Genomic DNA, 21538 nt, shown 5'->3' with positions numbered 1-21538 from the left:
CATCTTTTAGAGCAATGATAACCCGCGGCAAGGGCTGTGGGATATGACGGCGGCTTCGCAGACAGTGTTCGTTTCATGTCAGGGTAAATAGCGCGAGGACGCCGGTCCAGTCGAGCGGTCGGCTGCGACCTCGGATCGGCGCGATCTCGACACCGCTGAAGAACCCGAGCAGCGGGCAGTGTTGACCGATCAGCGTGCGCACCGGCATCGACTCGTCCTCATCCAGGCCATGGAAGGCCATCGCTCGGCCAACGCAGTCGATGTAGAGACCGAATACCGGCGCGACATGACCCAGATCCGCGAGCAGCTGCTCGGTCTGCTCCCGCGCCGAGTCGATCATGCGTTGCGGGTCGATGTCCATCAGTTGCACGCGGGTGCCGACCGCGAAGTCGGCCTCGAACAGGATCAGCGCCCCGGAGTCGGCATCCGCGGCGACCACCAGCCGATTGTTGTAGAGATCGTCGCTGAAGGGCGCAAAGGGTGCCCCCTGTTTTTCGCCCAAGGTCAGCGGCAGCGTCGCTGGCGAGAGCTGCGCCATCTCTGCAACCGAGCGATTGAGACGCTCGGCTGCGACCTGCAACGCGGGTCGGCCGTCGAGCTCGAGGACCTGTGGACCTTCGATCCGGGTGATGGTCATGAAATCGCTGGCCGGGTAGCAGCCGTGCGTGATGCGGATATGGCTGGTCAGCCCGGGCGGCATGGCGACCGCGACCACGGTGTGCTCAGCGGGCTCCTGGCCGTTGAAGACGACGCTGTGCTCCATGGTCAGGTCGCTCAGGGTGCCGGCGCCGAACAGGGCGACCTGGTGCTCGCCGAGCCCTTGGTTAAAGCCATCGATCAGTGGGCCGGCCAGATGCAGCTCACGGGCCGAAACCGAGTGCACCGAATCGTAGAGCAGGAGCACGCTGGTGGCCTCAGGGCAGGCGGCGCTGAGCGCGGCACCGAGGCGTTGGCCGGTTGCGTAGGTATCGCAAAGTCCGGTCTCGGAGACGATGGCGCCAGGAGCGAGCGAAGCGCCGAACAAGATCAGCCCGCACTCGAAGCCGGTCAGGGTGGTGCCTCTGGCGGTGATCACACCAGCCGCGCTGCCGCCGACCAAGGGGATCTCGCCGAGGACCTGTCGTAGGCCGGCGAGCAAGGCACTCGGGTCATGACGACCGCCCGCAAACACCAGGCCCCAACTCGGCGCGCTGCCGAGCTGATCCATTGCCTGTCGAGCGGCTTGCTGGGCAGCGGTGAAGGCGTCGTTGTGGCGGGCCTTACCCAGTGCTAGACGGTGGGCGGTGGAGATCATTGGTGGCTCCTGCGGCTGTCACATGGGTCGGGTCCGCGGTTTAGGCAGGCATGCCGAGGAGGCGTATCTGCTGCTGGTGTGAGTAGCAGATCCGATTGCGTCCACTGGACTTGGCTTCGTAGAGCGCGGTGTCGGCGAGACTCAGCAGGGCGTCGTAGTGCTGATGGCTGGCTTCGCGCCGGGCGAGACCGAGACTGATCGAGACCTGAATCGTCTGGCCCTCGTAGTCGATGTGCAGTGCGGCAATGCGCCGTCGTAAACGCTCGGCGGCGATGATGAGCTGTTTGATGTCCGAGGTCGAGCTGAGCAAGAGAAACTCTTCGCCGCCGATGCGATAGACCCTGTCATCCTGGCGCAGGTCCGAGCGGAGTGCTTTTGCCACCTCGACAAGCGTCTTGTCGCCGGCCGCATGACCAAGGCTGTCATTGATGCGCTTGAAGTGATCAATATCGATCATGATGATCGAGAGTGGCAGGCCAGCCCGATCGCTCATCGCCCAAGCCCGCTCGATGTCAGCGATCGCGGAGCGTCGGTTAGGCAGCTCGGTGAGCTGATCCGTCAGGGACAGGAGTTCGGTTTTGCGTTGGCTCAGGGCCAACGCATTGGCAATCCGTCGCAGCTCGGCGCGGTCGGTTTCCCAATGCGTTTGCAGCGCAACCAGGCGGTGTGCGGGCTGGATGCGTGCGTTGAGCTCTTCTTCACGAATCGTGCTCGGGATAAAGGTATCGATACCCGAGTGGAAGGCAGCGGTGATCTTGTCGCTGTTGGCGTCGTCGATGATGGCAACCAGGTAGACCAGCTTGCCCCAGTTCGTCGAGCGGATTAGCTCGCAGAGCTTGATGCGTCGGTCTTGCTGACGGCACTCGCCGATGAAGATCAGTTTCGGTTGGAGCTGCAGGGCGAGCCTGAGCATCTCCTTCTCGTCCTGACAGCTGTGTGCTTGAATTCCAATCTTCGGCAGCAGGCTTTTCAAGCGTTGCGTGGCGCCTTCAGTGCTGACCAATAACGCTTGCAATCCGGGCTTGGATTCAGGTGAGGCTGCGACGGTTCTGGTGTCGTCTTCGGTCTCGGGCAGCTGCGCTAGCGGGATGACGGGTAGATCGAGCGTTTTCGACCACTCCTGCCAGTCGGTCAGGCTCTGCTTAAGGATCTCAATCACCTGGTCAGAGGAGAGGTTGAGCTGATGCGCTCGGGGCAGCCTAAGATCGCCCTCGTCATCGCGCTCGCTGTTGATGCTCAGGCAAAGATCGGAGAGTCGATAACCGAGGTGGAACAGGTGCACCAGTTTTGCCGAGCGCGAGCCCTCGGTATAGCCAGATGCGTTCGGCTGTTCGTGGAATTTGGACGCCTCCGCGAGCACATTCGGCAAGCCAAAGTCAGACAGCATCTCGGCCGAGAGCTCATTGTGGTCGAAGCCAAAGCGCTCGCGCTCTGCAGCGGCTAGGTTGGCCGGATGCGCCTTTAGCAGCTCTGAGTATTCGCTGGGATAGATGGTGGCAAACGCCAGTAGTCCGATCCGGGACATCAGGGCGCACGAGAAGAGGTCTTCAGGGGGCGCGACGTTGGTGCGTCTGCCAAGTGCCCGGCAGAGCAGTCCCATCAGCAGCGAGTGCGACCAGAATTCCAGATAATCGAACGCCTCGCAGTGATTGCTGTGACCTTTGTCGATCAGCGAGAAGGCGACCGCGAGCTCGCCGACGGTCTTGAGCCCGACCTTGATGATGGCCGCATTGATCGAGGTGACGGGTCTGGAGCCTAGGCTTGCTGAGTTGGCAAGCTTGAGTAAACGTCCGGAAAGCGCCGGATCAGCCTGCACCAGGTGGGCGAGCTGTTCGACCGTTGTGCGATCGTCTTGCCAGAGTTCCATGATCGCGAGTGCGACCCCACTGGGGCTCGGGAGGCGGTCAGCGGCGTTGTTGAGGAGTGTTCTTGGCGTGCTCAAGGCGTCCTATTCTCCGGCGCATCATTGTATCCCTTAGATCCTGTTATGTTAGCCGGTTAGAGACAATCGACAAGTGGATTTTAGTGGAGCGTCTTGCAATGTCTTGATGCGACGCAAGTGCTCAAGCCGGAGTGGTGTGGGCGGTAGGCAGATGCAGGCTTTGCGTCTAAGCGGCCTGCTGTGCTGCCCCTCATCCTGTGCGGTGCGGGCGGAATTCAGATGAGTGCGTGCCGGAGCATAAATTTGGGTTTCCTTTCAGGCGCAGTTTAGTAGCATGACGCCTTGTCTCGGTCGTCGTTTCGATCGTCGTCGCTGTTGTCTTCGCTTGGGGGTTACAACCTTGTTTATTACGCTTGGCGCTCGTCGTCTTCGTTGTCTGTTTTCGCGCTCGCTACTCGCGACAGCCTTGGTCGTGCCGGCTGTGGCGCTGGCTGAAACGCAGCAGGTGCATCTCTATAACTGGAACGACTACTTCGCCGAAGATACGCTGTCTGGCTTTGCCGAGCAGAGCGGGATCGAGCCGGTGTTGGATGTCTACGACGCCAATGAGGTGCTCGAGGCCAAGCTGTTCGCGGGCAGCAGCGGCTATGACCTGGTGTTTCCAACCGCGCGGCCGTTCGCGGCGCGTCATATCGCGGCAGGACTCTATCGACCGTTGGACAAGGCGCAGCTGCCAGGGCTCGACAGGCTGGACCCTGCCATCATGGCCAGTCTGGCCGAGATCGACCCAGACAATGCCCATCTGGTGCCCTACATGTGGGGCACGTCCGGGCTCGGGCTGAATGTCGAGAAGGTGCGTGCGGCGCTTGGAGAAGATGCCGAGCTGGATACCTGGGCACTGATCTTTGATCCGGACAAGGCCGCTAAGCTGGCCGCGTGCGGGATCAGTCTGTTAGACGACCCGACCGAGGTGTTCTCGGCCGCGCTGGTCTACCTGGGCAAGGACCCGAACAGCCTCGATCCGGCCGATCTGGATGCGGCGACCGAGCTGTTGAACAAGGTGCATCCCCATATCCGTTACTTCCATTCGTCGCAGTACACCAGCGATCTGGCGACCGGCGATCTCTGCGTCGCCCAGGGCTATTCCGGCGATGTGCTGCAGGCGCAGGCGCGGGCCGAAGAGGCCAAGGGACCAGAGATCGCCTATCTGATCCCGCGCGAGGGCGCGGCGCTCTGGACCGATGTGATGGCGATCCCGAAGGACGCGCCGAATCCCGCTGCGGCCCAGGCCTTCATCGCCTATCTGTTGCAGCCGAAGGTCATCGCCGAGGCATCCAACTACGTCTACTATGCCAATCCGAACTTGGCCGCGACCGAGTTTCTCGATGCCGAGCTGCGAGATGACGCCGGCATCTATCCGCCAGCGGCGGTCAAGGCGCGGTTGTTCGTGCCGAATGAGCGCTCCGATCGCGAGATCCGCAACCTGAATCGGCGTTGGACGCGGGTCAAGGCGCAGCGCTGACAAGCACCCCAAGCCCACCCGAGCCGAACGCGACGGAGTCATGATGATGGCGCACAGACTGCAAGGCGCGAGCACTGATGGCTGAGCCGCTCTCCGCGCCCGAGCCCTGGCAGGACCCGCGCGCGGCGCCCTATGTGCGCATCGAGCGGGTGACCAAACGCTTCGGCGAGGTCTATGCGGTCGATGACCTGAGCCTGAACATCTACCGGGGCGAGTTCTTCTCGCTGCTCGGTGGCTCTGGCTGTGGCAAGTCGACCTTGCTGCGGCTGCTCGCGGGGCTGGAGCGGCCGACCTCCGGGCGCATCTTTATCGATGGGGCCGATGTGACCAACCTGCCTGCCTATGCGCGGCCGGTGAACATGATGTTCCAGTCCTATGCGCTGTTCCCACACATGAACGTGGAGCAGAACGTCGCCTTCGGGCTCAAGCAGGAGGGGATGCCGCGGCAAGAGCGTGGCGAGCGCATCAGTCAGATGCTCGAGCTGCTGCAGATCGGCGAGCTGCGGCGGCGCAAGCCGGATCAGCTTTCGGGCGGGCAGCGCCAGCGCGTCGCCCTGGCGCGCAGCCTGGCCAAGCAGCCCAAGCTGTTGCTGCTCGATGAGCCGCTGGGCGCCCTGGACAAGCGCTTGCGTGAGGACACCCAGTTCGAGCTCGTCAATCTGCAGGAGCGACTCGGCATCACCTTCGTCACCGTTACCCACGATCAGGAGGAGGCGATGACCATGTCGACCCGGATCGCGGTGATGCGCGCCGGGCAGATCCTTCAGGTCGATACGCCGACCGCGATCTACGAGTATCCGAATTGCCAGGCGGTCGCGCGCTTCATCGGCTCGGTGAATCTGTTCCCTGGCAAGGTGGTCGCGGTGGAGGGGAATCAGGTGCGCGTGGCCTCGCAGCTCGGGCCGATGATGCAGATGCAGGCCTTTCATCCATTCGCGATCGGTACGCCGGTGAGCGTTGCCGTGCGTCCGGAGAAGATGCGTCCATGCAGTCCGAGCGCTCTAGGCTCGAGCAAGCCGGTGCTGACAGCATCTGCCCCGGATGTCGCTGGTGGTCAAATCAACCGTCTGGCTGGCGTGGTCGAGGATATCGCCTACCTCGGTGATGTCTCGATCTATCGGGTGCGGGTGCAAGCGAGCACGCCAGCGGCGCTGGATGCTGGCGCGACCAAGCTCGCTTCCGATGAGGGTTCCTGGCTCGATAGTGACGAGGGGGCGAGGCTTGGCACTGACGATCATGTGCGGTTAAGCGCCGACGACGATGCGCGGCTTAGCGCTGACGCCAACGCGCGCTCCGTGATCGTTGAGATGACGCTCACCAACGTGCAGCCTCGCACCGAGCAAGCGCTGACCTGGGGGCAACCGGTGACCATGGAATGGTCGCCAACCAGTGGCGCGATACTGACTGACTGATCGAACGCTGCGCTTCGATCACCCGTTGCTAAACGGCTAGTGCCAAGATCCGTAGGATCGATGACCAGGTACGCTGGGCACCTGGCGATTGGTTGGTCATGCAACGTTACGCTTTCGCTGTTGCAGGATCTGGCGCGCCTGCTCAACGGTCGCTTTTAGGTTCTGCCTCAGCCAGTCTTCTTCGGATGGTGTCAGTCTGTTCGATGCGGAGAAGGTAGAGGGCCTCGGATTCTGTGAGGGCGTCAAATCCGTAGCCGAACTCGGTACGCCACCAGGGTTCGATGTCGCCATGTTGCTCTCTGAGTGATCTTAGCGTTTCGGGTTGCAATCCAAGTTTAGCCGAGCGCAGCTTCCCTGTGAGCGCCTGCGCGTGGAGGACCTGGCCACCCTTGGCCTCGATCAAGCCACGCAGGTTCGCGAAAGTGCCGCCCATGCCAATAAAGTCATCGACTAAAATGTGAGGTCGGTCGGAGGCCACCTCACCACTGAAAAGCGCCTGCGACTTCAGTCGCCACCAACCGCTCGAGCAGGTATGTGCGGCTCTCGAGGTTTGAACGATCTCAGTCGAGATCTCAAATCCAAGGGTGTCGGCCAAGCACACGGCCAGGACTGCGGGAATGGTGTTTGCGCTGATGCCCTCGATACCGTGCACAGGAACAATGACCGGAGAGCGAGACTGATAGTGGCGAAGACGGTTAACAGCCGCGTTGTTCATCAGGTCTAGCACAAGGTCCATCGACGCCGCAGTGTCTCCCGCCTTCGCCGCCGGATAGCGCGGATGTTTTTTGACCTTGGACTCATCTGCATGGATGTCAACATCCGGGAAGGCGGAAACCCAAGGCGTGCGCAACGGGATTGTGTTCATTGTATGCAACTGGGAGCAGGAAGGGTTAGCTGGCACTTGTACCGTTAGTTTGTGCGAATATTCGCATGCGATGAGGCTCGTCAAGGGTACTGGCTTCGCAAATGACTATGCTTGGGTTAACACGGCAGCCCGGGTTTGCGATGTCAGCCTCGATCCAAAATCCCCACTTCCTGCTGCGCCGGCTGCATTCGCTGCTCGGCCTGGTGCCGGTGGGTGCCTTCCTGATCTTCCATCTCTGGGAGAACTCTCAGTCTCGGTTTGGTGCGACACACTACAACGAGGAGGTGGTGGGGGCGCTTCAAGGCTTGAACTATTTGCTGCTGCTCGAGCTTTTCGTCATCGCTTTGCCGCTGCTGTTCCATGCCGGCTATGGGCTGCTGATCATCCGTGACGGGCAGGCTGAGCCGCGCCGTTATGGCTATCTGCGCAACTGGCTCTACTGGCTGCAGCGGATCTCAGGCCTGGCGTTGATCCTGTTCCTGCTGCTGCATGTCGGCCTGACTCGGATTGCAGGGCTGTTTGATCCGTCGATCAGCGCTGATCTGTTTAGCCACATGCAGCAGGCGCTGTCGCAGCCGTTGGTCTTTGCGCTCTACCTCATCGGCGTGCTGCTGGCGGTTTTTCATCTCGCGAACGGCATCGCTACTGCGGGCATCGTCTGGGGGCTGACCAGCAGTGCTGAGGCGCAGCGACGTTTCGGTTGGTTTTGTGCCGGGTTTGGGCTGCTGCTCGCCGCGCTGGGTGTGCATGGTTTGCTCGGATTCTTAATAGCGCCGGGCGCTGGGGGCGGAGCATGATTGTGGGCAAGAGCCTGACGGAAAGCCTGACTGAGCTCATGATTTGGAACCCAGCTGAAAGCCCGACTGTAAGCCCAATTGTTAGCCCGAATGGGTGCCTGGCTTGTGGTCTGAGTTGGGGGCTGACTGGAAGCCTGACTTGGGGCCGGTCTGGGAGCCGAAGCATGAATGGAGTTGGAGCATGAGTGCACCCAGGGTGATCGTGATCGGCGGCGGCCTCGGGGGCCTCTGGGCAACCCTGACCATCGCTGAGGCCGGACATCGGGTGATGCTGTTCTCGCTGTTCGAGGTGATGCGTTCGCATTCAGCTTGTGCCCAGGGTGGCATCAATGCCGTGCTCGATATGAAGGGCCAGCACGACAGTGTGCAGCAGCACATCGTCGATACCATCAAGGGCGGCAGCTATCTGGCCAATCAGCCGCCGATCCAGTCCATGTGCGAGGATGCGCCGGGGCTGATCCGCACCTTCGAGCGCATGGGCGTGACCTTCTCGCGCACGCCGGAGGGGCTGTTGGATCAGCGCCTGTTCGGCGGCGTCAAGCACAAGCGGACCTGCTTTGCCGGCGCCAGCACGGGTCAGCAGTTGCTCTATGGCGTCGACCAGCAGGTGCGCCGACTCGAAACCGAGGGCAAGGTCGAGAAGCAGGAGTGGTGGGAGTTTCTCTCGCTCGTCAAGGATGCCGATGGCGTCTGCCGTGGCATCGTCGCGATGGATTTGCGTAGTCTCGAGGTCCGCGCCTTCCGTGCCGATGCGGTGGTCTTGGCCACCGGTGGGCTGGGGCAGATCTACGCGCCCAAGACCACCTGCTCGACCAACTCGACCGGCGCCGCCGCGAGCCGCGTCTACCAGCAGGGCGCGCGCTTCGCCAATGCCGAGTTCTTCCAGTTCCATCCCACGGCGATGCTCGGCGAGGACAAGACGCGCCTGATGACCGAGGCCGCGCGTGGTGAGGGCGGTCGGGTCTGGGTGCCGAAAGACCCGAACGATCGGCGCGCGCCGCTGCGCATTCCCGAATCCGAGCGGTTCTATTTTCTTGAGGACTGGTACCCGACCTATGGCAACACGGTGCCACGCGATATCGCCTCGCGTGCGATCTGGAAAGTCACCCGTGAGCTGGGCCTGGGGGTTGGCGCTGTGGGTGAGTTCGGTGCGGGTGAGCACGGTGCGGGTAAGCGGGATGTGGGTAAGCGGGGTGCCGGTCTGCGCGGCGCAGAGGAGGGCAGCGCAGGCGAGAGCCGGGATCGGGTCTATCTGGACCTGACGCACCTGGATCGCGGCTTCGTCTCGACGCGCCTCGGCGCCATCCTCTCGATCTATCGCAAGTTCGCGGGCGTTGACCCGCTCGATGCGCCGATGGAGATCTTCCCGGCGGCGCACTATGCGATGGGTGGCCTCTGGGTCGACTATGAGAAAGACGCGGCGACTGGTGGTATGAAGCCAGGCAGTCCGCGCAATCATGCGACCAGTATTCCGGGGCTCTACGCCTGTGGCGAATGTGACTATGCCTATCATGGCGCCAACCGGCTGGGCGCCAATTCATTGCTCTCGGCCTCGTATTCCGGGCGTGTCGCTGGCGAGGCGGTGGCGAGTTATCTGAACGGCCTTGAGCAGGGCGCCGATGCCGTGCCGGCAGCGTTGTTCGAGGCCGAGACGGCACGTCAGAGCGGGATCAATGAGCGTCTAACGAAGGCGAGCGGCGATCAAAACCCATTCCGCTTGCACCGCGAGCTGGGGAATCTGATGACCACCAAGGTTGGCGTGGTCCGTGACAACGCCGAGCTCGACGCCGCGCTCTCGGGGCTGCGAGAGATCGAGCAGCGCTTCGAGCGGCTGGACCTCGGTGAGTCCAGCCGTTGGGCGAATCAGAGCCTGGCGCATGCGCGGCAGGTCCTGGACATGCTGAAGCTGGCGCAGGTGATGGCGGCCAGTGCCCGTGCACGGGATGAATGTCGCGGCGCCCATTTCAAGCCGGCGTTCGATCTCGCCATCCCCGAGGGCAAGTTTCCCGGTGACCCGGAGTTCGAGACCTATCGCGAACGTTGGAAGGCCAACAATGCCGAGTGGCTGAAGACGACTGTCGCCGAGCATCACCCGGATGGGCCGCGCATTGGGTTCGAGCCGGTCGACCTCGGGCTCTTGGCACCCGACCAACCCAGGGATTACCGCTGATGCAAGCTGAGACGCGATCGAACGCTGCGCGGATCAATGAGCCGTTCGCAGCGGCGGCTAAGGCGCCCCCAGACCACGGGCGAGAGACCGGGGCGAGCAGGACACCGGATCGCGCCGACGCGGCCAGTAGAACCGTCGAGCTGCGCATCCGCCGGCAAGATGGTCCGACCACTGCGCCCTATTGGCAGTCGTTCAGGCTCGAGGCGCGTCCGGGCGCCAACATCGTCTCGCTGCTGATGGATCTGCGCGAGCACTGCGTGACGGCCAGCGGTGAGCCTGTCGATCCGGTCGCCTTCGAGCACAACTGCATGGAGGAGGTCTGCGGCGCCTGCGCGATGCTGATCAACGGCGTTCCGCGTCCAGCCTGCTCGGCCTTGATCGCCGATCTGGAGACACCGATCCGGCTCGAGCCGCTGCCCAAGTTCCCGGTGGTGCGCGACCTGATGGTCGATCGCGCGCAACTCTTTGCACAGCTCAAGCGGGTCAAGGCTTGGATACGGATCGATGGGGCCTGGGATAACCATGAGCGCGCTCCGCGGATCTCGCCACAGGACTGGGCGGCCAATTATCTCTACAGTCGCTGCATGAGCTGTGGCTGCTGTCTGGCCGCCTGTCCGCAGTTTGGGCCGGATCAGGCGTTCGTTGGTCCAGCATCCCTGGCACAGGTGCGGTTGATGAACGCGCATCCAACCGGTCGTCACGACAAGGCCGAACGCCTGCATGCGATCATGGCCGATGGCGGCCTCAGCGACTGCGGCAATGCGCAGAACTGCGTGCGCGTCTGCCCGAAGGAGATCCCGCTCACCACCGCGATCGGCGAGCTTGGCCGGCAGACCACGGTGCAGGCGTTGAAAGACCTGTTTGGTGGTCGCTGATTTGGCAGCCACTGCGCCCGAGCCTGCAAGGCTTGGCGGGCTTGGCGAGCAACAATCGCTCCATCGGCCAAGTGGTGATACGCCCTATCCGTTCGCATCGAACCCGCTTAAGGCGGACTCAGGCTCGGACGGTTAAGATTGCGGCATTGACGCTTCAATCATGATGCTCCCAAGCTCCGAATGACCTTGCTGCGATCCCTAACTGGCCGAACCTGGCGACTCAGCCCGTCGCTCAACATCGGCCTGCCTTATCTCTGGCTCGGGCTGTTTTTCCTGTTGCCGTTTGTGATCGTGTTCAGCATCAGCCTGGCCGAGCCGGCGCTGGCGCAACCGCCCTATACCGCCCTCTGGAAATGGGTGGAGGAGGGCGTGCTGGAGATCCGCCTCAACCTGCAGAGCTATCTGCTGCTGGCCGAGGATGATCTGTATCTGGCAGCGCTGCTGAGTTCACTCTGGATCGCGCTGGTCTGCACGCTGCTCTGCCTGCTGCTTGGCTATCCGATGGCCTATGCGATCGCGACCGCGCCAGAGCGCTGGCGTGTGCTGCTGCTGATGTTGATCGTGCTGCCGTTCTGGACCTCGTTCCTGATCCGCGTCTATGCCTGGATGGGCATCTTGCGCAGCAATGGTCTGCTGAACAATTTTCTGCTCTCGCTGGGCCTGATCGAGCAGCCGCTGCAGATCCTGCACACACCGCTGGCGATCTACATCGGCATCGTCTATTCCTACCTGCCGTTCATGATCTTGCCGCTGTACGCCAATCTGACCCGGCTGGATTTCAGCCTGCTCGAGGCCGCGGCGGACCTGGGCTGCCGGCCTTGGCGGGCCTTCTTGGCGGTGACGCTGCCGCTCTCAATGCCGGGGATCGTCGCCGGTAGCATGCTGGTCTTCATCCCGGCAGTCGGTGAATTCGTGATCCCTGATCTGCTCGGCGGGCCGCAGAGCCTGATGGTTGGCAAGATGCTCTGGACCGAGTTCTTCAACAACAAGGATTGGCCGCTGGCCTCGGCCTTGGCGATCGTCCTGTTGGGATTACTGGTGGTGCCCTTCGTCATGCTGCAGCGACTCGAGGAACGCTGGGGGCGTCGGCTGGAGGATGAGCGGCCATGAGGGAAACCGCGAGCGGTCTGGGCAGCCGCCCTGGCGGGGGCTCCGCCATCGGACGGCGCTGGCCGCTGTTCACGGTGCTCGCGTTTGGGTATGCGTTTCTGTACGTGCCGGTGCTGCTGCTGATCCTGTACTCGTTCAATGAGTCGCGATTGGTCACGGTCTGGGCTGGGTTCTCGACCAAGTGGTACGGCGAGCTGTTGCGCAATCAGCAATTGCTCGATGCCGCCTGGCTCAGCGTACGCATTGCGGCGGTGAACGCGAGTATCGCTGTGGTCTTGGGCACCTTGGCGGCGAATGCGCTGGTGCGCCACGGGCGTTTTCGAGGCCGCACCGGTTTCGAGCTGCTGCTGACCGCGCCGCTGGTGATGCCGGATGTGATCATCGGCCTCTCGCTGCTGTTGCTGTTCGTCGCCATGCAGCAGGTGCTGGGCTGGCCACCGGGGCGTGGCTTCACCACCATTACCATCGCCCATATCACCTTCAGCATGGCCTATGTGGCGGTGATCGTGCGCGCACGGCTGGCGCGCATGGAACGCTCGCTGGAGGAGGCGGCGATGGACCTGGGCGCGCGGCCCTTGCGGGTCTATCTGAGCATCACGCTGCCGCTGATCGCGCCAGCACTGCTGGCCGGCTGGCTGCTGGCGTTCACGCTCTCGTTGGATGATCTGGTCATCGCCAGCTTCGTCTCCGGACCGGGTGCCACCACGCTGCCGATGCTGATCTATGCCAGCGTGCGCATGGGCGTCTCGCCGCAGATCAATGCGCTGGCCACCATCATCGTTGCGCTGGTGACCCTAGCTGTGGTCATTGCCGGGCTGACGATGCGCCGTCCGAAGGGCGAGCGGACTTGAGCCAGAACAGCATCGGCTTTGGCGTCTCGGCTGGCTCGCCGAACTCCTTCCAGCTGAAGCTGGTGCTGAGTTCCGGGTGGCATTGGTAGCCGCGTTTGTGCCAGAACCGATTCAGTGGCACATAGTCAGGTGGTCGGCGCGGATCATCGGAGTCGCGCTGCACGGCGCAGAAGGCATACCAGTCGAATGCATCGCTCGGCTTGGCGCCTGGCCCATCGTCCTGATCAGCGACCTGCCCATCGTCCTGATCAGCGACTTTCCCGTCGTCGTGCTCTGCACCCCGTTCACAGAGCCTCTGCGCATGACGCTCGCGCTCCTCGAAGAAGCGAACGCCGAGGCCGCGACCGCGATAGGCCGGTAGCAGCACCGATTCGCCGAGATAGAAGATGCGCTCGGGATCATAGCCATGAGCGAGGAAAGGCGCCTTCACCTCGTCTGTCTCCTCGGCCATTGGCAGCGCGGTGGAGGCGCCCACCACGCGCTGGTCGTCGAGCACGATGATGACGACGCTGCCGCGCGCTTGGCGGTAGGTCTCTAGGTAGCGCGCCTCGTAGGCGGCATCGCCGTCGTAGAGGTAGGGGAATTCGCGGAAGACGCTGATACGGAGCTCAGCAAGCGCGGGGATATGGCGCTCGATCTCGGCGCCGGTGGCGGTAAGGATCTGAAGGTTGTTGGTCATCGGGTATTGCAGCGGTTCGGTGGCAAGCTCAGGTGATGGACTTTTTGCATCCCCGGGCTGGCCTCGCAGGTCGATGGGTGAAGGCCAAGATACCATTCGGCTGGCAGAGTGGGCAGATCCCGTGCAGCCTGAGTTGAAGAATCAGGTATGCTCGCGCCCGTTCCCGAGCCTGATCTTTCATGCATCGGCTGGTTTGTCTGACAGCGGAAAGGCCCGCTGGGGGTTTGAGCACGGTGGGTTATTTCTATCTTGCAATCGCGATCGTCGCCGAGGTGATGGCGACCACTGCGCTGAAGGCCTCGGATGGGTTCACCAAGCTGGGCCCGAGCCTCGTGGTCTTGGTCGGCTACGCGATCGCCTTCTATCTATTGGCGCTGGTGCTGAAGACCATCCCGGTGGGACTCGCCTATGCAATCTGGGCTGGCTTGGGAATCGTTCTGGTCGCGCTGTCTGCCGCCCTGATGTATCGGCAGATCCCGGATCTGCCTGGCATCATCGGCATGACGCTGATCGTCGCGGGGGTGGTGATGATCAGCGCCTTCTCGAAGACGACTGGACACTGACTTGACCTGACTTGAGCTGACCAGCTCAGCGCAGCAACAGCGTCGGCACCTTAGCCGAGCGCAGCAGATCAGTGGTCTTGCTGCCGAAGAACAGGCTGCGCAGCGGTGAGTGGCCGTAGGCACCCATCAGCAGCATGTCGATCGCCTGATCTTGCACGTAGTGGGCGATGACCCGCTCGGTGTCGCCTGGGATCATCGCCAGGGTCACCTCGAAGCTGGCCTCTTCGAGCTTGGTGCGCGCCCAGTCGAGCTGTTTCTCGCTGTCGCGGCGCGGCTTGCCGCTCATCAGCACATGCACGGGTAGACCACGGAAGAGCGGGCTGCGCGCCACCATCTCGACCCCGCGGCGGGTCATGCTGCCGCCATCGAAGGCGATCAGCACCCGTTTCGGCTCGCTGAACTGGTCGGTGACGGCCAAGATCGGCTTGCTCAGCGAACGCACCATGCGCTCGACGTTGCGGCCAAGGTCGCGCTGTGTAGTCTCGGCCGACTCGCCACGGCGCCCGAGCACGAACAGCCGCACCTGCTCTTCGGCACCGACCAGGGTCTCCTCGAGATCGCCATAACGCTGGCGTACATCAGGCGTGGCAACCCCGAGCTTGAGTGCGCGCTCGCGCAAGGCGTTGAGGAACTCGCGGCCACGCTCGCGGTTGGCCTTACTGCGCGATTCATCACGGTCGGCCAATTCGGTCAGCAGGTTTTGCTGTGCGTTGACGCCGATGGCGCCGCTGTGGTCCTTGCCGAGCGCGACCTCTTTCTCGCGATCGAGGATGTGCAGCAATTCCAGCGGCGCGTCCATCTGGCGGGCCGCCCAGGCCGCGGCATCGGTGACGAAGTCGGCGAAGTGCGATTGATCGACACAGGCAAGTACCTTGGCCGGGGTCTGCATGGGGTCTTCGGGTTGCATCGGCGTCTACTCTGTTCGGTGGTGTGCGCTGGCGCTGACGAGCGAGTGGCTGACTGAGTCGCCGCCCTTGATCTCTCTTTCTGATGAGTCTTTCTGATGAGTGTCAGGCGCTAGCGCTCAAATCGGGCCATTGTGACTGGGCGCTTTTGGGCGCTGATCAATGCCCCATCAGGCTCTCGACGGCCTCGGGTTTGTCATGGACGGCAAAGCGATCGACCAGGGTGCGGCTGGCCTGGTTGAGGCCAACCACCTCGACCTCGGTGCCCTCGCGGCGAAACTTGAGCACCACCTTATCCAACGCGGTCACTGCGGTGATATCCCAGAAGTGCGCGCGGCTGACATCGATGCAGACCTTCTCGATCACCTCCTTGTAGTCGAAGGCGGCGATGAAGCGATCGGCCGAGGAGAAGAAGACCTGGCCAACCACATGATAGACGCGCTCGCGGCCCTCGCGGGTCGGGGTTGAGCCGACATAGAGGATGCGGCTGACCTTCTGGGCGAAGAAGAAGCCGGACAACAGCACGCCGACCAGCACACCTTGGGCGAGATCATGGGTGAGCACGGTGACCGCCACAGTAGCGATCATGACGATGTTGGCGTCCAGCGGATGCTCGCGTAGGTTCTTGAACGAGGCCCAGTTGAAGGTGCCGATCGAGACCATGATCATCACCGCCACCAGTGCGGCCATCGGGATCTGAGCGACCCAGTCGTTGGCGAACACCACCAGGATCAGCAGCACGATGCCGGCAGTCAGGGTCGACAGCCGCCCGCGGCCGCCGGATTTGATGTTGATCACGGTCTGACCGATCATCGCGCAGCCGGCCATGCCGCCGAAGAAGCCAGTGACCACATTGGCGGTGCCCTGACCGACGCATTCGCGGTTCTTGTTGCTCTTGGAGTCGGTCAGGTCATCGACGATGGTCGCTGTCATCAGCGACTCGAGCAGCCCGACGACCGCCAGTGTCGCCGAGACCGGGAAGATGATCTGCAGGGTTTCGAGGTTGAGCGGGATGTCTGGGATCAGGAACACCGGCAGGGTGTCCGGCATCTGGCCCATGTCGCCAACGGTACGGATGTCGAGTCCCATGTAGATCGCCGCAGCGGTCAGCGCGACGATGGCGACCAATGGGGACGGAATGGCCTTGGTGATGTACGGAAACAGATAGATGATGCCGAGCGCGGCGGCGAGGACGCCATAGACCTCCCAGGTGAGCTGGGCGCCGGTGATCTCCGGCAACTGTGCCATGAAGATCAGGATGGCCAGGGCGTTGACGAAGCCGGTGATCACCGAGCGCGAGACGAAGCGCATCAGGTTGCCAAGCCGCAGCCAGCCAGCCAACACCTGCAGCACGCCGGTCAGCACGGTGGCGGCGAGCAGGTACTGCAGGCCGTGATCGGCGACCAGATCCACCATCAGGACTGCCATGGCTGCGGTCGCCGCCGAGATCATGCCCGGGCGACCGCCAACGAAGGCGGTGACCACCGCGATGCTGAACGAGGCGTAGAGCCCGACCTTGGGATCGACGCCAGCGATGATCGAGAAGGCGATGGCTTCGGGGATCAGTGCCAGCGCCACCACCAGGCCGGCGAGCAGGTCATTAGGAATATTGGACAGCCAGTCCTTGCGGAGTGTTTTCATACGGGATCGTTTCCGGTCTATGTTTCCGGGGCTGACGCGGACCTCAGGGCCAGCGATGGGCGATCAACAGGGTGGCGCGGCTCCCAGTGCGAGGGAGGAGGCAAGCAAGATCAAGTCGGCCGACAGGTGAACGCAGGGAGCAAGCGCGCGGTATCGCGTGGGATTGCAGCGCGAGTCCGGTGGACTCGGCGGGTCGCTTGTTGCCTACATTGGCAGGGTCTCTCCAGAGCTGGGGAGCGGTGTCGTCGTCGAAGTTGACGCGAAGTATACAGGCAATGGGAGCCTGCTGAAACTTATCCTGGACGGAGCAACAGCGCCACATCCTTGGTTGGAATGAGGCAACTGAAGCCGCGTTCGGCGGCGAGGTAGCGCAGCGTTTCCTCGCGGTAGAAGACAACATGGGTCGGATCGCGTCGGTAGTGCCAGTGGGCGAAGCGGCTGTCGTCGGTCTGGAAGCAGGTCATCAGCGCCAGCCAGCCGCCGGGGCGCAGCAGCGCGCCGAGTCGGTCGAATTCCTCGGCCGGGTGATGGAAGTGCTCGGCGGTCTCGGTACAGGTGATGAAGTCATAGCGCGCTAGCAACGGCGCCGGGTTGGGCTGGAAGAAGGGGTCATAGAGCGCGACCCGATGCCCCTTTTCGCGCAGCATCTCGGCCAAGGCCGGACCTGGCCCGCAACCGTAGTCGAGTCCTTGCGATGCTGGCGCCAAGCGTTCAAGCAGCGGCTCTGCGAGTCGGCTCAGGAAGCGCTGATAGCCGACGTCGGCGGGGTTGTTGTGATGCTTTCGGTATTCGCTGAGCTCCACGTCGGGAGAGGGATGCTGGCGCGGATCGAGGAAACGCGCCGCGCAGCGCGGGCAGCGCCAGTAGTCGTGGCTGTTAACCTGCAGGAAAGGTTCGGGCTGCGCGGCGCGACAGACCGGGCAATCCATGCCGGACCAGCTCACCAGCCAAGCCCGGCCTATCAAAGGCCGTGCAATGGGTTGAATGCTTGCGGGGTATCAGCGGTTGCGATCGACATGGATGTCTGGTTGCGGCTGCAAGCGATGCACTTGGAGGTGAATTCCTAGAATTTTAGCTCGCCATGCGGCCCCATGCCATCGTCGAGCCAGTCCGCCAGGCCATCGTCGAGCCAGCCGAAGTAGGCCAAATGCATCCGTGCTGGGGTCGATGCCCTCGGTCAGCCGTGCTCGGGCTTCGCGCGCGCGAATCGATGCATCTTGCTATGCTGCCAACTGCTAACTGCCAACTTCTCAACTCTTTTGCCCTCCCCGCTGTTTTCAATGGAGATTCTTCACGCCTTTTGGCAGCCCGATCGGCAGCCCGATCCCGCCGATGACTTTGCTCGCAGCGGTTGTTTTCGCCTTTGGGTAGAGACCGACTCGCTCCGCAAACCCTTGCCCACAGGCAAGACGCAGCCGCCTAAGGCGCAGGTCGCCAAAGGGCAAGCGTCCAAGGAGCAAGCGTCCAAGGAGCAAGCGTCCAAGGAGCAAGTGTCCAATGAGCAAGCGGCGCACCCCTTCGCCTTGCCGCGGGCGGGTTGGTCGGTGCTGCTTGAGACGCTCGGACTCAAGAGGGCGGGGGACTCGGTCGAACGCAGGTTGCTGGCTTGTCCGGTCTGGTTGCCGAGCGCGCCACAGGCTCCGCTTCCCTCACCCGAATTGGCTCGCCGGCTCGGTGGAACCGAGAGCGGAATTGAGACCGGGACCGGGATCGTGACTGGGGCTGAAAGCGAGACTGAGGCTGCCCCCAATCCGTCGGACCCGACGGTTGAGGACAGCAGCAGGCTGCAGGCCTGGCAGGTTGAGACCTTCCCGCTCGCGGCACCGCTGCGCCAATTCCGCGAGCTGCGCTTCTTGACCGATGACGCCTTTGGCGATCTGCGCGCGGGTGCTGATCTGCTGTTTTGGCATTGGTTCACGCAACAGCTCAAGCAGCTCTTTCTGCAGGACCAGTATCTGCCCGGCCTCCGCTATCGCCAGCCACCAACACCGCCCCGGCGCAAGAAGGCGCCAGCGGGCGAGCTGCATCCGGTCTGGCAGTGGGCGGGGCGTGCCTACGAGCAGCTGATCGAGCAAGCGCTGCCGGCGATGCCGCCGGCCTGTGCGGCCGGCAGCGAGACTCAATTTGAGCCGGCCAGTCTGCTCGAGCACTGCGCCGCCGTGCTGCTTGATGAGCTGGTGCGCGCAACGCCGCTGCCGGCGACCTTTAAGAAGCGCATCGATGGCAGTTTGGTGGCGCTTGCTTTCGACCGGGCTCCAGGCCAGCAACCCTTGGCGGTGACGGACGAGCAGCAAGCGCAGTATCGCGCTTGGCGTCGCTGGCGGCAGGCCATCGATGGCGGTGAGCAAGCGGCCCGCTTCACGCTTGGCTTGCGCTTGCTGGAGCCGCCGGATGACAGCGGGACGACGAAGGCTGCCGGCGCTGCTAAGACCGATGCGGCCGCTGAGGTCATTGAGGTCGCCAAGACCGCCAAGACCGCCAAGATCGCCAAGACCAATGGGGCCGCTGGGATGACCGGACCCACCGGGAACGCCGCTGCCGCTCATGTCACCGAGACGGACGAGGGCGAAGCTTCACCTTGGACCCTGGAGCTGATCGTCATCCCGCGCCATGACCCCTCGCAACGGCTGGCGTTGGCCGACTATTGGCAGGGGACTCAAGCCGAGCGCAAGGCCTTCCGCGCACAGCTTGGCGAGTCCGATTTCGAGCGCCAGCTGCTGCTCGATCTGGGCCTTGCGGCGCGCATCTATCCCAAGCTCTGGGACGGCCTGAAGACGGCCGAGCCGCAGGCGGTCGCGCTCAGCCTGAACGAGGCCTTCGATTTCCTCAAAGAGGCCGCCTGGGTGTTGGAGAACGCCGGCTACAAGGTGGTGGTGCCGGCTTGGTGGACGCCGACCGGACGCCGTCGCGCGAAACTGCGTCTGCGCGGCAGCGGCTCCTCCGCCAGCCTATCCAGTGGCTCGACGCCGGGCACCAAAGGGTTTGCCATCAAGCAGCTGCTGCAATTCCGCTACGCGCTCAGCATCGGCGATGAAGAGATCAGCGAGGAGGAATGGCTGGCGCTGATCGACGCCAAGACCCCATTGGTGCGCTTCCGCGGCGAATGGGTCGAGCTTGATCCCGAGCGCATGCGCGAGATGCTCGCGTTCTGGCAGCGCCAAGGCCAGGAGCCAGTCGAGCTGAGTCTGCCGGAGCTGCTGCAGCAGACGGCCGAAGACGACGCACTGGAGATCGATCGCGACTCGGTGCTGGCCGATCTGCTCGAGCGCTTGGGCAATGACAGCCGCCTCGAGCCGGCCGAGACCCCAGCCGGACTCAACGCCAGCTTGCGCGATTATCAGCGGCGCGGGTTGGCCTGGATCGGCTATCTGGAGAAGCTCGGCATGAACGGCTGCCTGGCCGACGACATGGGCCTAGGCAAGACCATGCAGGTCATCGCCCAGCTGGTGCGCGAGCGGGCCGATGGCGCCGATGTCAGCGGTGGTGCAGATAGCGCCGATAGCGCCGATAGCGCCGATAGCGCCGATAGCGCCGATAGCGCCGATAGCGCCGATAGCGCCGATAGCGCCGATAGCACCGATAGCACCGATAGCACCGATAGCACCGACGAGCCGAATGGGGCCGCACCTGGCCCGACCCTATTGATCGCGCCGACCTCGGTGATCGGCAACTGGCAACGCGAGGTGCAACGCTTCGCGCCACAGCTGCAGACCCATTTGCATCATGGTCCGGCGCGCGAGCAGGACAAGCGCACCTTCGCCGCCCAAGCTGATCAAGTGGCGCTGGTCATCACCTCTTATACACTGGCGCGCAAGGATCAGGCCTTGCTGAGCAGCGTCGACTGGCATCGCGTGGTGCTGGACGAGGCACAGAACATCAAGAACCCCAAGGCGGCGCAGACCAAGGCGGTCTACAAGCTGCCGGCCACACATCGCCTGGCGCTGACCGGCACCCCGGTCGAGAATCGGCTCGGCGATCTCTGGTCCCTGTTCCAGTTTCTGCAGCCGGGCTATCTCGGCACCCAGGCGCGCTTCCGCAAGACCTTCGAGCTGCCGGTGCAGCGTGATAAGGACCCGGGGCAGACCGCGATCCTGAAGACCCTGGTGCAGCCGTTCATCCTGCGGCGAGTGAAGACCGACAAGGCCATCATCAGCGACCTGCCGGACAAGCTCGAGGCGCCGCAATACTGTCAGCTCAGCCGCGAGCAGGGCGCCCTCTATGAGAGCCTGGTGATCGATGTCGAGCGCCAGCTTGAGCAAGTCGAAGGCTCTAAGCGCAGCGGACTGATGCTCTCGACGCTGATGAAGCTGAAGCAGATCTGCAACCATCCGGCGCAGTTCCTGCAGGACGGTAGTCCGTTCACGCCGGAGCGCTCACAGAAGCTGCAGCGCTTGCAGGAGATGCTCGAAGAGGCCATGACCGAGGGCGACAGCGTCTTGGTCTTCACCCAGTTCACTGAGATCGGCGAGCAGCTCGCACGCCTGGCCCGCCAGCGTTGGCATCTGAATACCTTCTATCTGCACGGTGGCATCTCACGCCAACGCCGCGAGGCGATGATCGCCGAGTTTCAGGACCCGGCCAGTGAGCCTTCGCTGTTCGTCCTCTCGCTCAAGGCCGGTGGTGTCGGCATCACCCTGACCAAGGCCAATCATGTGTTCCATTTCGATCGTTGGTGGAATCCGGCGGTCGAGGACCAGGCCAGTGACCGCGCCTTCCGTATCGGCCAGGAGAAGACCGTGTTCGTGCACAAGTTCGTCACCATCGGCACCCTCGAGGAGCGTATCGATGCCATGATCGAGGAGAAGAAGGCGGTGGCCGGGGCCATTATTGGCAACGATGAGTCTTGGCTGACGCAGTTGGATAATGATCGGTTCAAGGCGTTGATTCGGTTGAATCGCAACGCGGTGGGCGATTGATGTCGAGTGGCGAGTGGTGCCTTGATCGTCGTTCGTTCCGGCTGCTAGCGATCGCT

At 63.1% G+C, this 21538-nt stretch carries 16 protein-coding genes; 9 read left to right on the top strand and 7 right to left on the bottom strand.

Annotation, left to right across the window (positions count from 1 at the left end; genetic code table 11):
- Positions 1–73 precede the first annotated feature (73 nt).
- Positions 74–1294: an FIST signal transduction protein gene (locus tag CKO42_RS11800; RefSeq protein WP_200244075.1), complete on the bottom strand. Its 1221-nt coding sequence runs from the start codon at positions 1292–1294 to the stop codon at positions 74–76.
- 40 nt (positions 1295–1334) lie between these two features.
- Positions 1335–3236 (bottom strand): GGDEF domain-containing protein, encoded by a 1902-nt coding sequence (locus CKO42_RS11795; protein WP_200244074.1) that lies wholly within the window; start codon positions 3234–3236, stop codon positions 1335–1337.
- 346 nt (positions 3237–3582) lie between these two features.
- On the opposite strand from CKO42_RS11795, the gene CKO42_RS11790 reads away from it, so the two are divergent.
- Both CKO42_RS11790 and CKO42_RS11785 read left to right on the top strand, forming a co-directional pair.
- Positions 3583–4698, top strand: a complete 1116-nt coding sequence (locus CKO42_RS11790) for a polyamine ABC transporter substrate-binding protein (RefSeq protein ID WP_420844291.1) — start codon at positions 3583–3585, stop codon at positions 4696–4698.
- Positions 4699–4775: 77 nt separating this feature from the next.
- Complete coding sequence (locus CKO42_RS11785) at positions 4776–6110, top strand: ABC transporter ATP-binding protein (protein ID WP_242479322.1); 1335 nt, start codon at positions 4776–4778, stop codon at positions 6108–6110.
- Positions 6111–6252: 142 nt separating this feature from the next.
- Here CKO42_RS11785 and CKO42_RS11780 read toward each other — a convergent pair whose 3' ends face one another.
- Positions 6253–6975, bottom strand: a complete 723-nt coding sequence (locus tag CKO42_RS11780; RefSeq protein ID WP_200244072.1) for a phosphoribosyltransferase — start codon at positions 6973–6975, stop codon at positions 6253–6255.
- Between the two features lie 140 nt (positions 6976–7115).
- On the opposite strand from CKO42_RS11780, the gene CKO42_RS11775 reads away from it, so the two are divergent.
- The 5 genes from CKO42_RS11775 (at position 7116) to CKO42_RS11755 (ending at position 12778) form a co-directional block, all read left to right on the top strand.
- Positions 7116–7772 (top strand): succinate dehydrogenase/fumarate reductase transmembrane subunit, encoded by a 657-nt coding sequence (locus CKO42_RS11775; protein ID WP_200244071.1) that lies wholly within the window; start codon positions 7116–7118, stop codon positions 7770–7772.
- A gap of 181 nt (positions 7773–7953) precedes the next feature.
- Entirely contained in the window at positions 7954–9942 is a 1989-nt protein-coding gene (locus CKO42_RS11770; protein WP_200244070.1) for an FAD-binding protein, read from the top strand.
- Complete coding sequence (gene sdhB, locus CKO42_RS11765) at positions 9942–10817, top strand: succinate dehydrogenase iron-sulfur subunit (RefSeq protein WP_200244068.1); 876 nt, start codon at positions 9942–9944, stop codon at positions 10815–10817. Before CKO42_RS11770 ends, sdhB begins: the two co-directional genes overlap by 1 nt.
- Positions 10818–10997: 180 nt before the next feature.
- Positions 10998–11927 carry an ABC transporter permease subunit gene (locus tag CKO42_RS11760; RefSeq protein ID WP_200244062.1) on the top strand — a complete coding sequence of 310 codons (930 nt, stop codon included), beginning with the start codon at positions 10998–11000 and terminating at the stop codon, positions 11925–11927.
- On the top strand, positions 11924–12778 hold the full coding sequence (locus tag CKO42_RS11755; protein WP_200244060.1) for an ABC transporter permease subunit: 855 nt from the start codon (positions 11924–11926) through the stop codon (positions 12776–12778). The genes CKO42_RS11760 and CKO42_RS11755 overlap by 4 nt, the downstream gene beginning before the upstream one ends.
- Here the strand turns inward: CKO42_RS11755 and CKO42_RS11750 are convergent.
- Positions 12732–13457: a GNAT family N-acetyltransferase gene (locus CKO42_RS11750; protein WP_200244057.1), complete on the bottom strand. Its 726-nt coding sequence runs from the start codon at positions 13455–13457 to the stop codon at positions 12732–12734. The two genes, CKO42_RS11755 and CKO42_RS11750, sit on opposite strands and share 47 nt — an antisense overlap.
- A gap of 233 nt (positions 13458–13690) precedes the next feature.
- On the opposite strand from CKO42_RS11750, the gene CKO42_RS11745 reads away from it, so the two are divergent.
- Positions 13691–14020 (top strand): DMT family transporter, encoded by a 330-nt coding sequence (locus tag CKO42_RS11745; protein ID WP_476737470.1) that lies wholly within the window; start codon positions 13691–13693, stop codon positions 14018–14020.
- Positions 14021–14045: 25 nt separating this feature from the next.
- On the opposite strand, the gene CKO42_RS11740 is transcribed toward CKO42_RS11745, so the two are convergent.
- From CKO42_RS11740 to CKO42_RS11730, 3 genes are all read right to left on the bottom strand, one after another.
- Positions 14046–14927, bottom strand: a complete 882-nt coding sequence (locus CKO42_RS11740) for a universal stress protein (RefSeq protein WP_476737469.1) — start codon at positions 14925–14927, stop codon at positions 14046–14048.
- Between the two features lie 157 nt (positions 14928–15084).
- Entirely contained in the window at positions 15085–16566 is a 1482-nt protein-coding gene (locus CKO42_RS11735) for a SulP family inorganic anion transporter (RefSeq protein ID WP_200244053.1), read from the bottom strand.
- 293 nt (positions 16567–16859) lie between these two features.
- Positions 16860–17495 (bottom strand): class I SAM-dependent methyltransferase, encoded by a 636-nt coding sequence (locus CKO42_RS11730; RefSeq protein ID WP_200244052.1) that lies wholly within the window; start codon positions 17493–17495, stop codon positions 16860–16862.
- A 351-nt stretch (positions 17496–17846) separates the two neighbouring features.
- On the opposite strand from CKO42_RS11730, the gene CKO42_RS11725 reads away from it, so the two are divergent.
- Positions 17847–21482: a DEAD/DEAH box helicase gene (locus tag CKO42_RS11725; RefSeq protein ID WP_242479320.1), complete on the top strand. Its 3636-nt coding sequence runs from the start codon at positions 17847–17849 to the stop codon at positions 21480–21482.
- The last annotated feature ends 56 nt before the right edge of the window (positions 21483–21538 follow it).

Source organism: Lamprobacter modestohalophilus, assembly GCF_016583905.1.
Classification (GTDB): Bacteria; Pseudomonadota; Gammaproteobacteria; order Chromatiales; family Chromatiaceae; genus Lamprobacter; species Lamprobacter modestohalophilus.
This window is presented reverse-complemented; position numbering and strand designations above follow the sequence as displayed.

Bases quoted from the DNA above. Each gene is read 5' to 3' on its own strand.
- CKO42_RS11800 (WP_200244075.1), bottom strand. From the start codon at position 1,294: ATGATCTCCACCGCCCACCGTCTAGCACTGGGTAAGGCCCGCCACAAC.
- CKO42_RS11785 (WP_242479322.1), top strand. From the start codon at position 4,776: ATGGCTGAGCCGCTCTCCGCGCCCGAGCCCTGGCAGGACCCGCGCGCG.
- CKO42_RS11780 (WP_200244072.1), bottom strand. From the start codon at position 6,975: ATGAACACAATCCCGTTGCGCACGCCTTGGGTTTCCGCCTTCCCGGAT.
- CKO42_RS11775 (WP_200244071.1), top strand. From the start codon at position 7,116: ATGTCAGCCTCGATCCAAAATCCCCACTTCCTGCTGCGCCGGCTGCAT.
- CKO42_RS11770 (WP_200244070.1), top strand. From the start codon at position 7,954: ATGAGTGCACCCAGGGTGATCGTGATCGGCGGCGGCCTCGGGGGCCTC.
- sdhB (WP_200244068.1), top strand. From the start codon at position 9,942: ATGCAAGCTGAGACGCGATCGAACGCTGCGCGGATCAATGAGCCGTTC.
- CKO42_RS11760 (WP_200244062.1), top strand. From the start codon at position 10,998: ATGACCTTGCTGCGATCCCTAACTGGCCGAACCTGGCGACTCAGCCCG.
- CKO42_RS11755 (WP_200244060.1), top strand. From the start codon at position 11,924: ATGAGGGAAACCGCGAGCGGTCTGGGCAGCCGCCCTGGCGGGGGCTCC.
- CKO42_RS11750 (WP_200244057.1), bottom strand. From the start codon at position 13,457: ATGACCAACAACCTTCAGATCCTTACCGCCACCGGCGCCGAGATCGAG.
- CKO42_RS11740 (WP_476737469.1), bottom strand. From the start codon at position 14,927: ATGCAACCCGAAGACCCCATGCAGACCCCGGCCAAGGTACTTGCCTGT.
- CKO42_RS11735 (WP_200244053.1), bottom strand. From the start codon at position 16,566: ATGAAAACACTCCGCAAGGACTGGCTGTCCAATATTCCTAATGACCTG.
- CKO42_RS11730 (WP_200244052.1), bottom strand. From the start codon at position 17,495: ATGGATTGCCCGGTCTGTCGCGCCGCGCAGCCCGAACCTTTCCTGCAG.
- CKO42_RS11725 (WP_242479320.1), top strand. From the start codon at position 17,847: ATGGAGATTCTTCACGCCTTTTGGCAGCCCGATCGGCAGCCCGATCCC.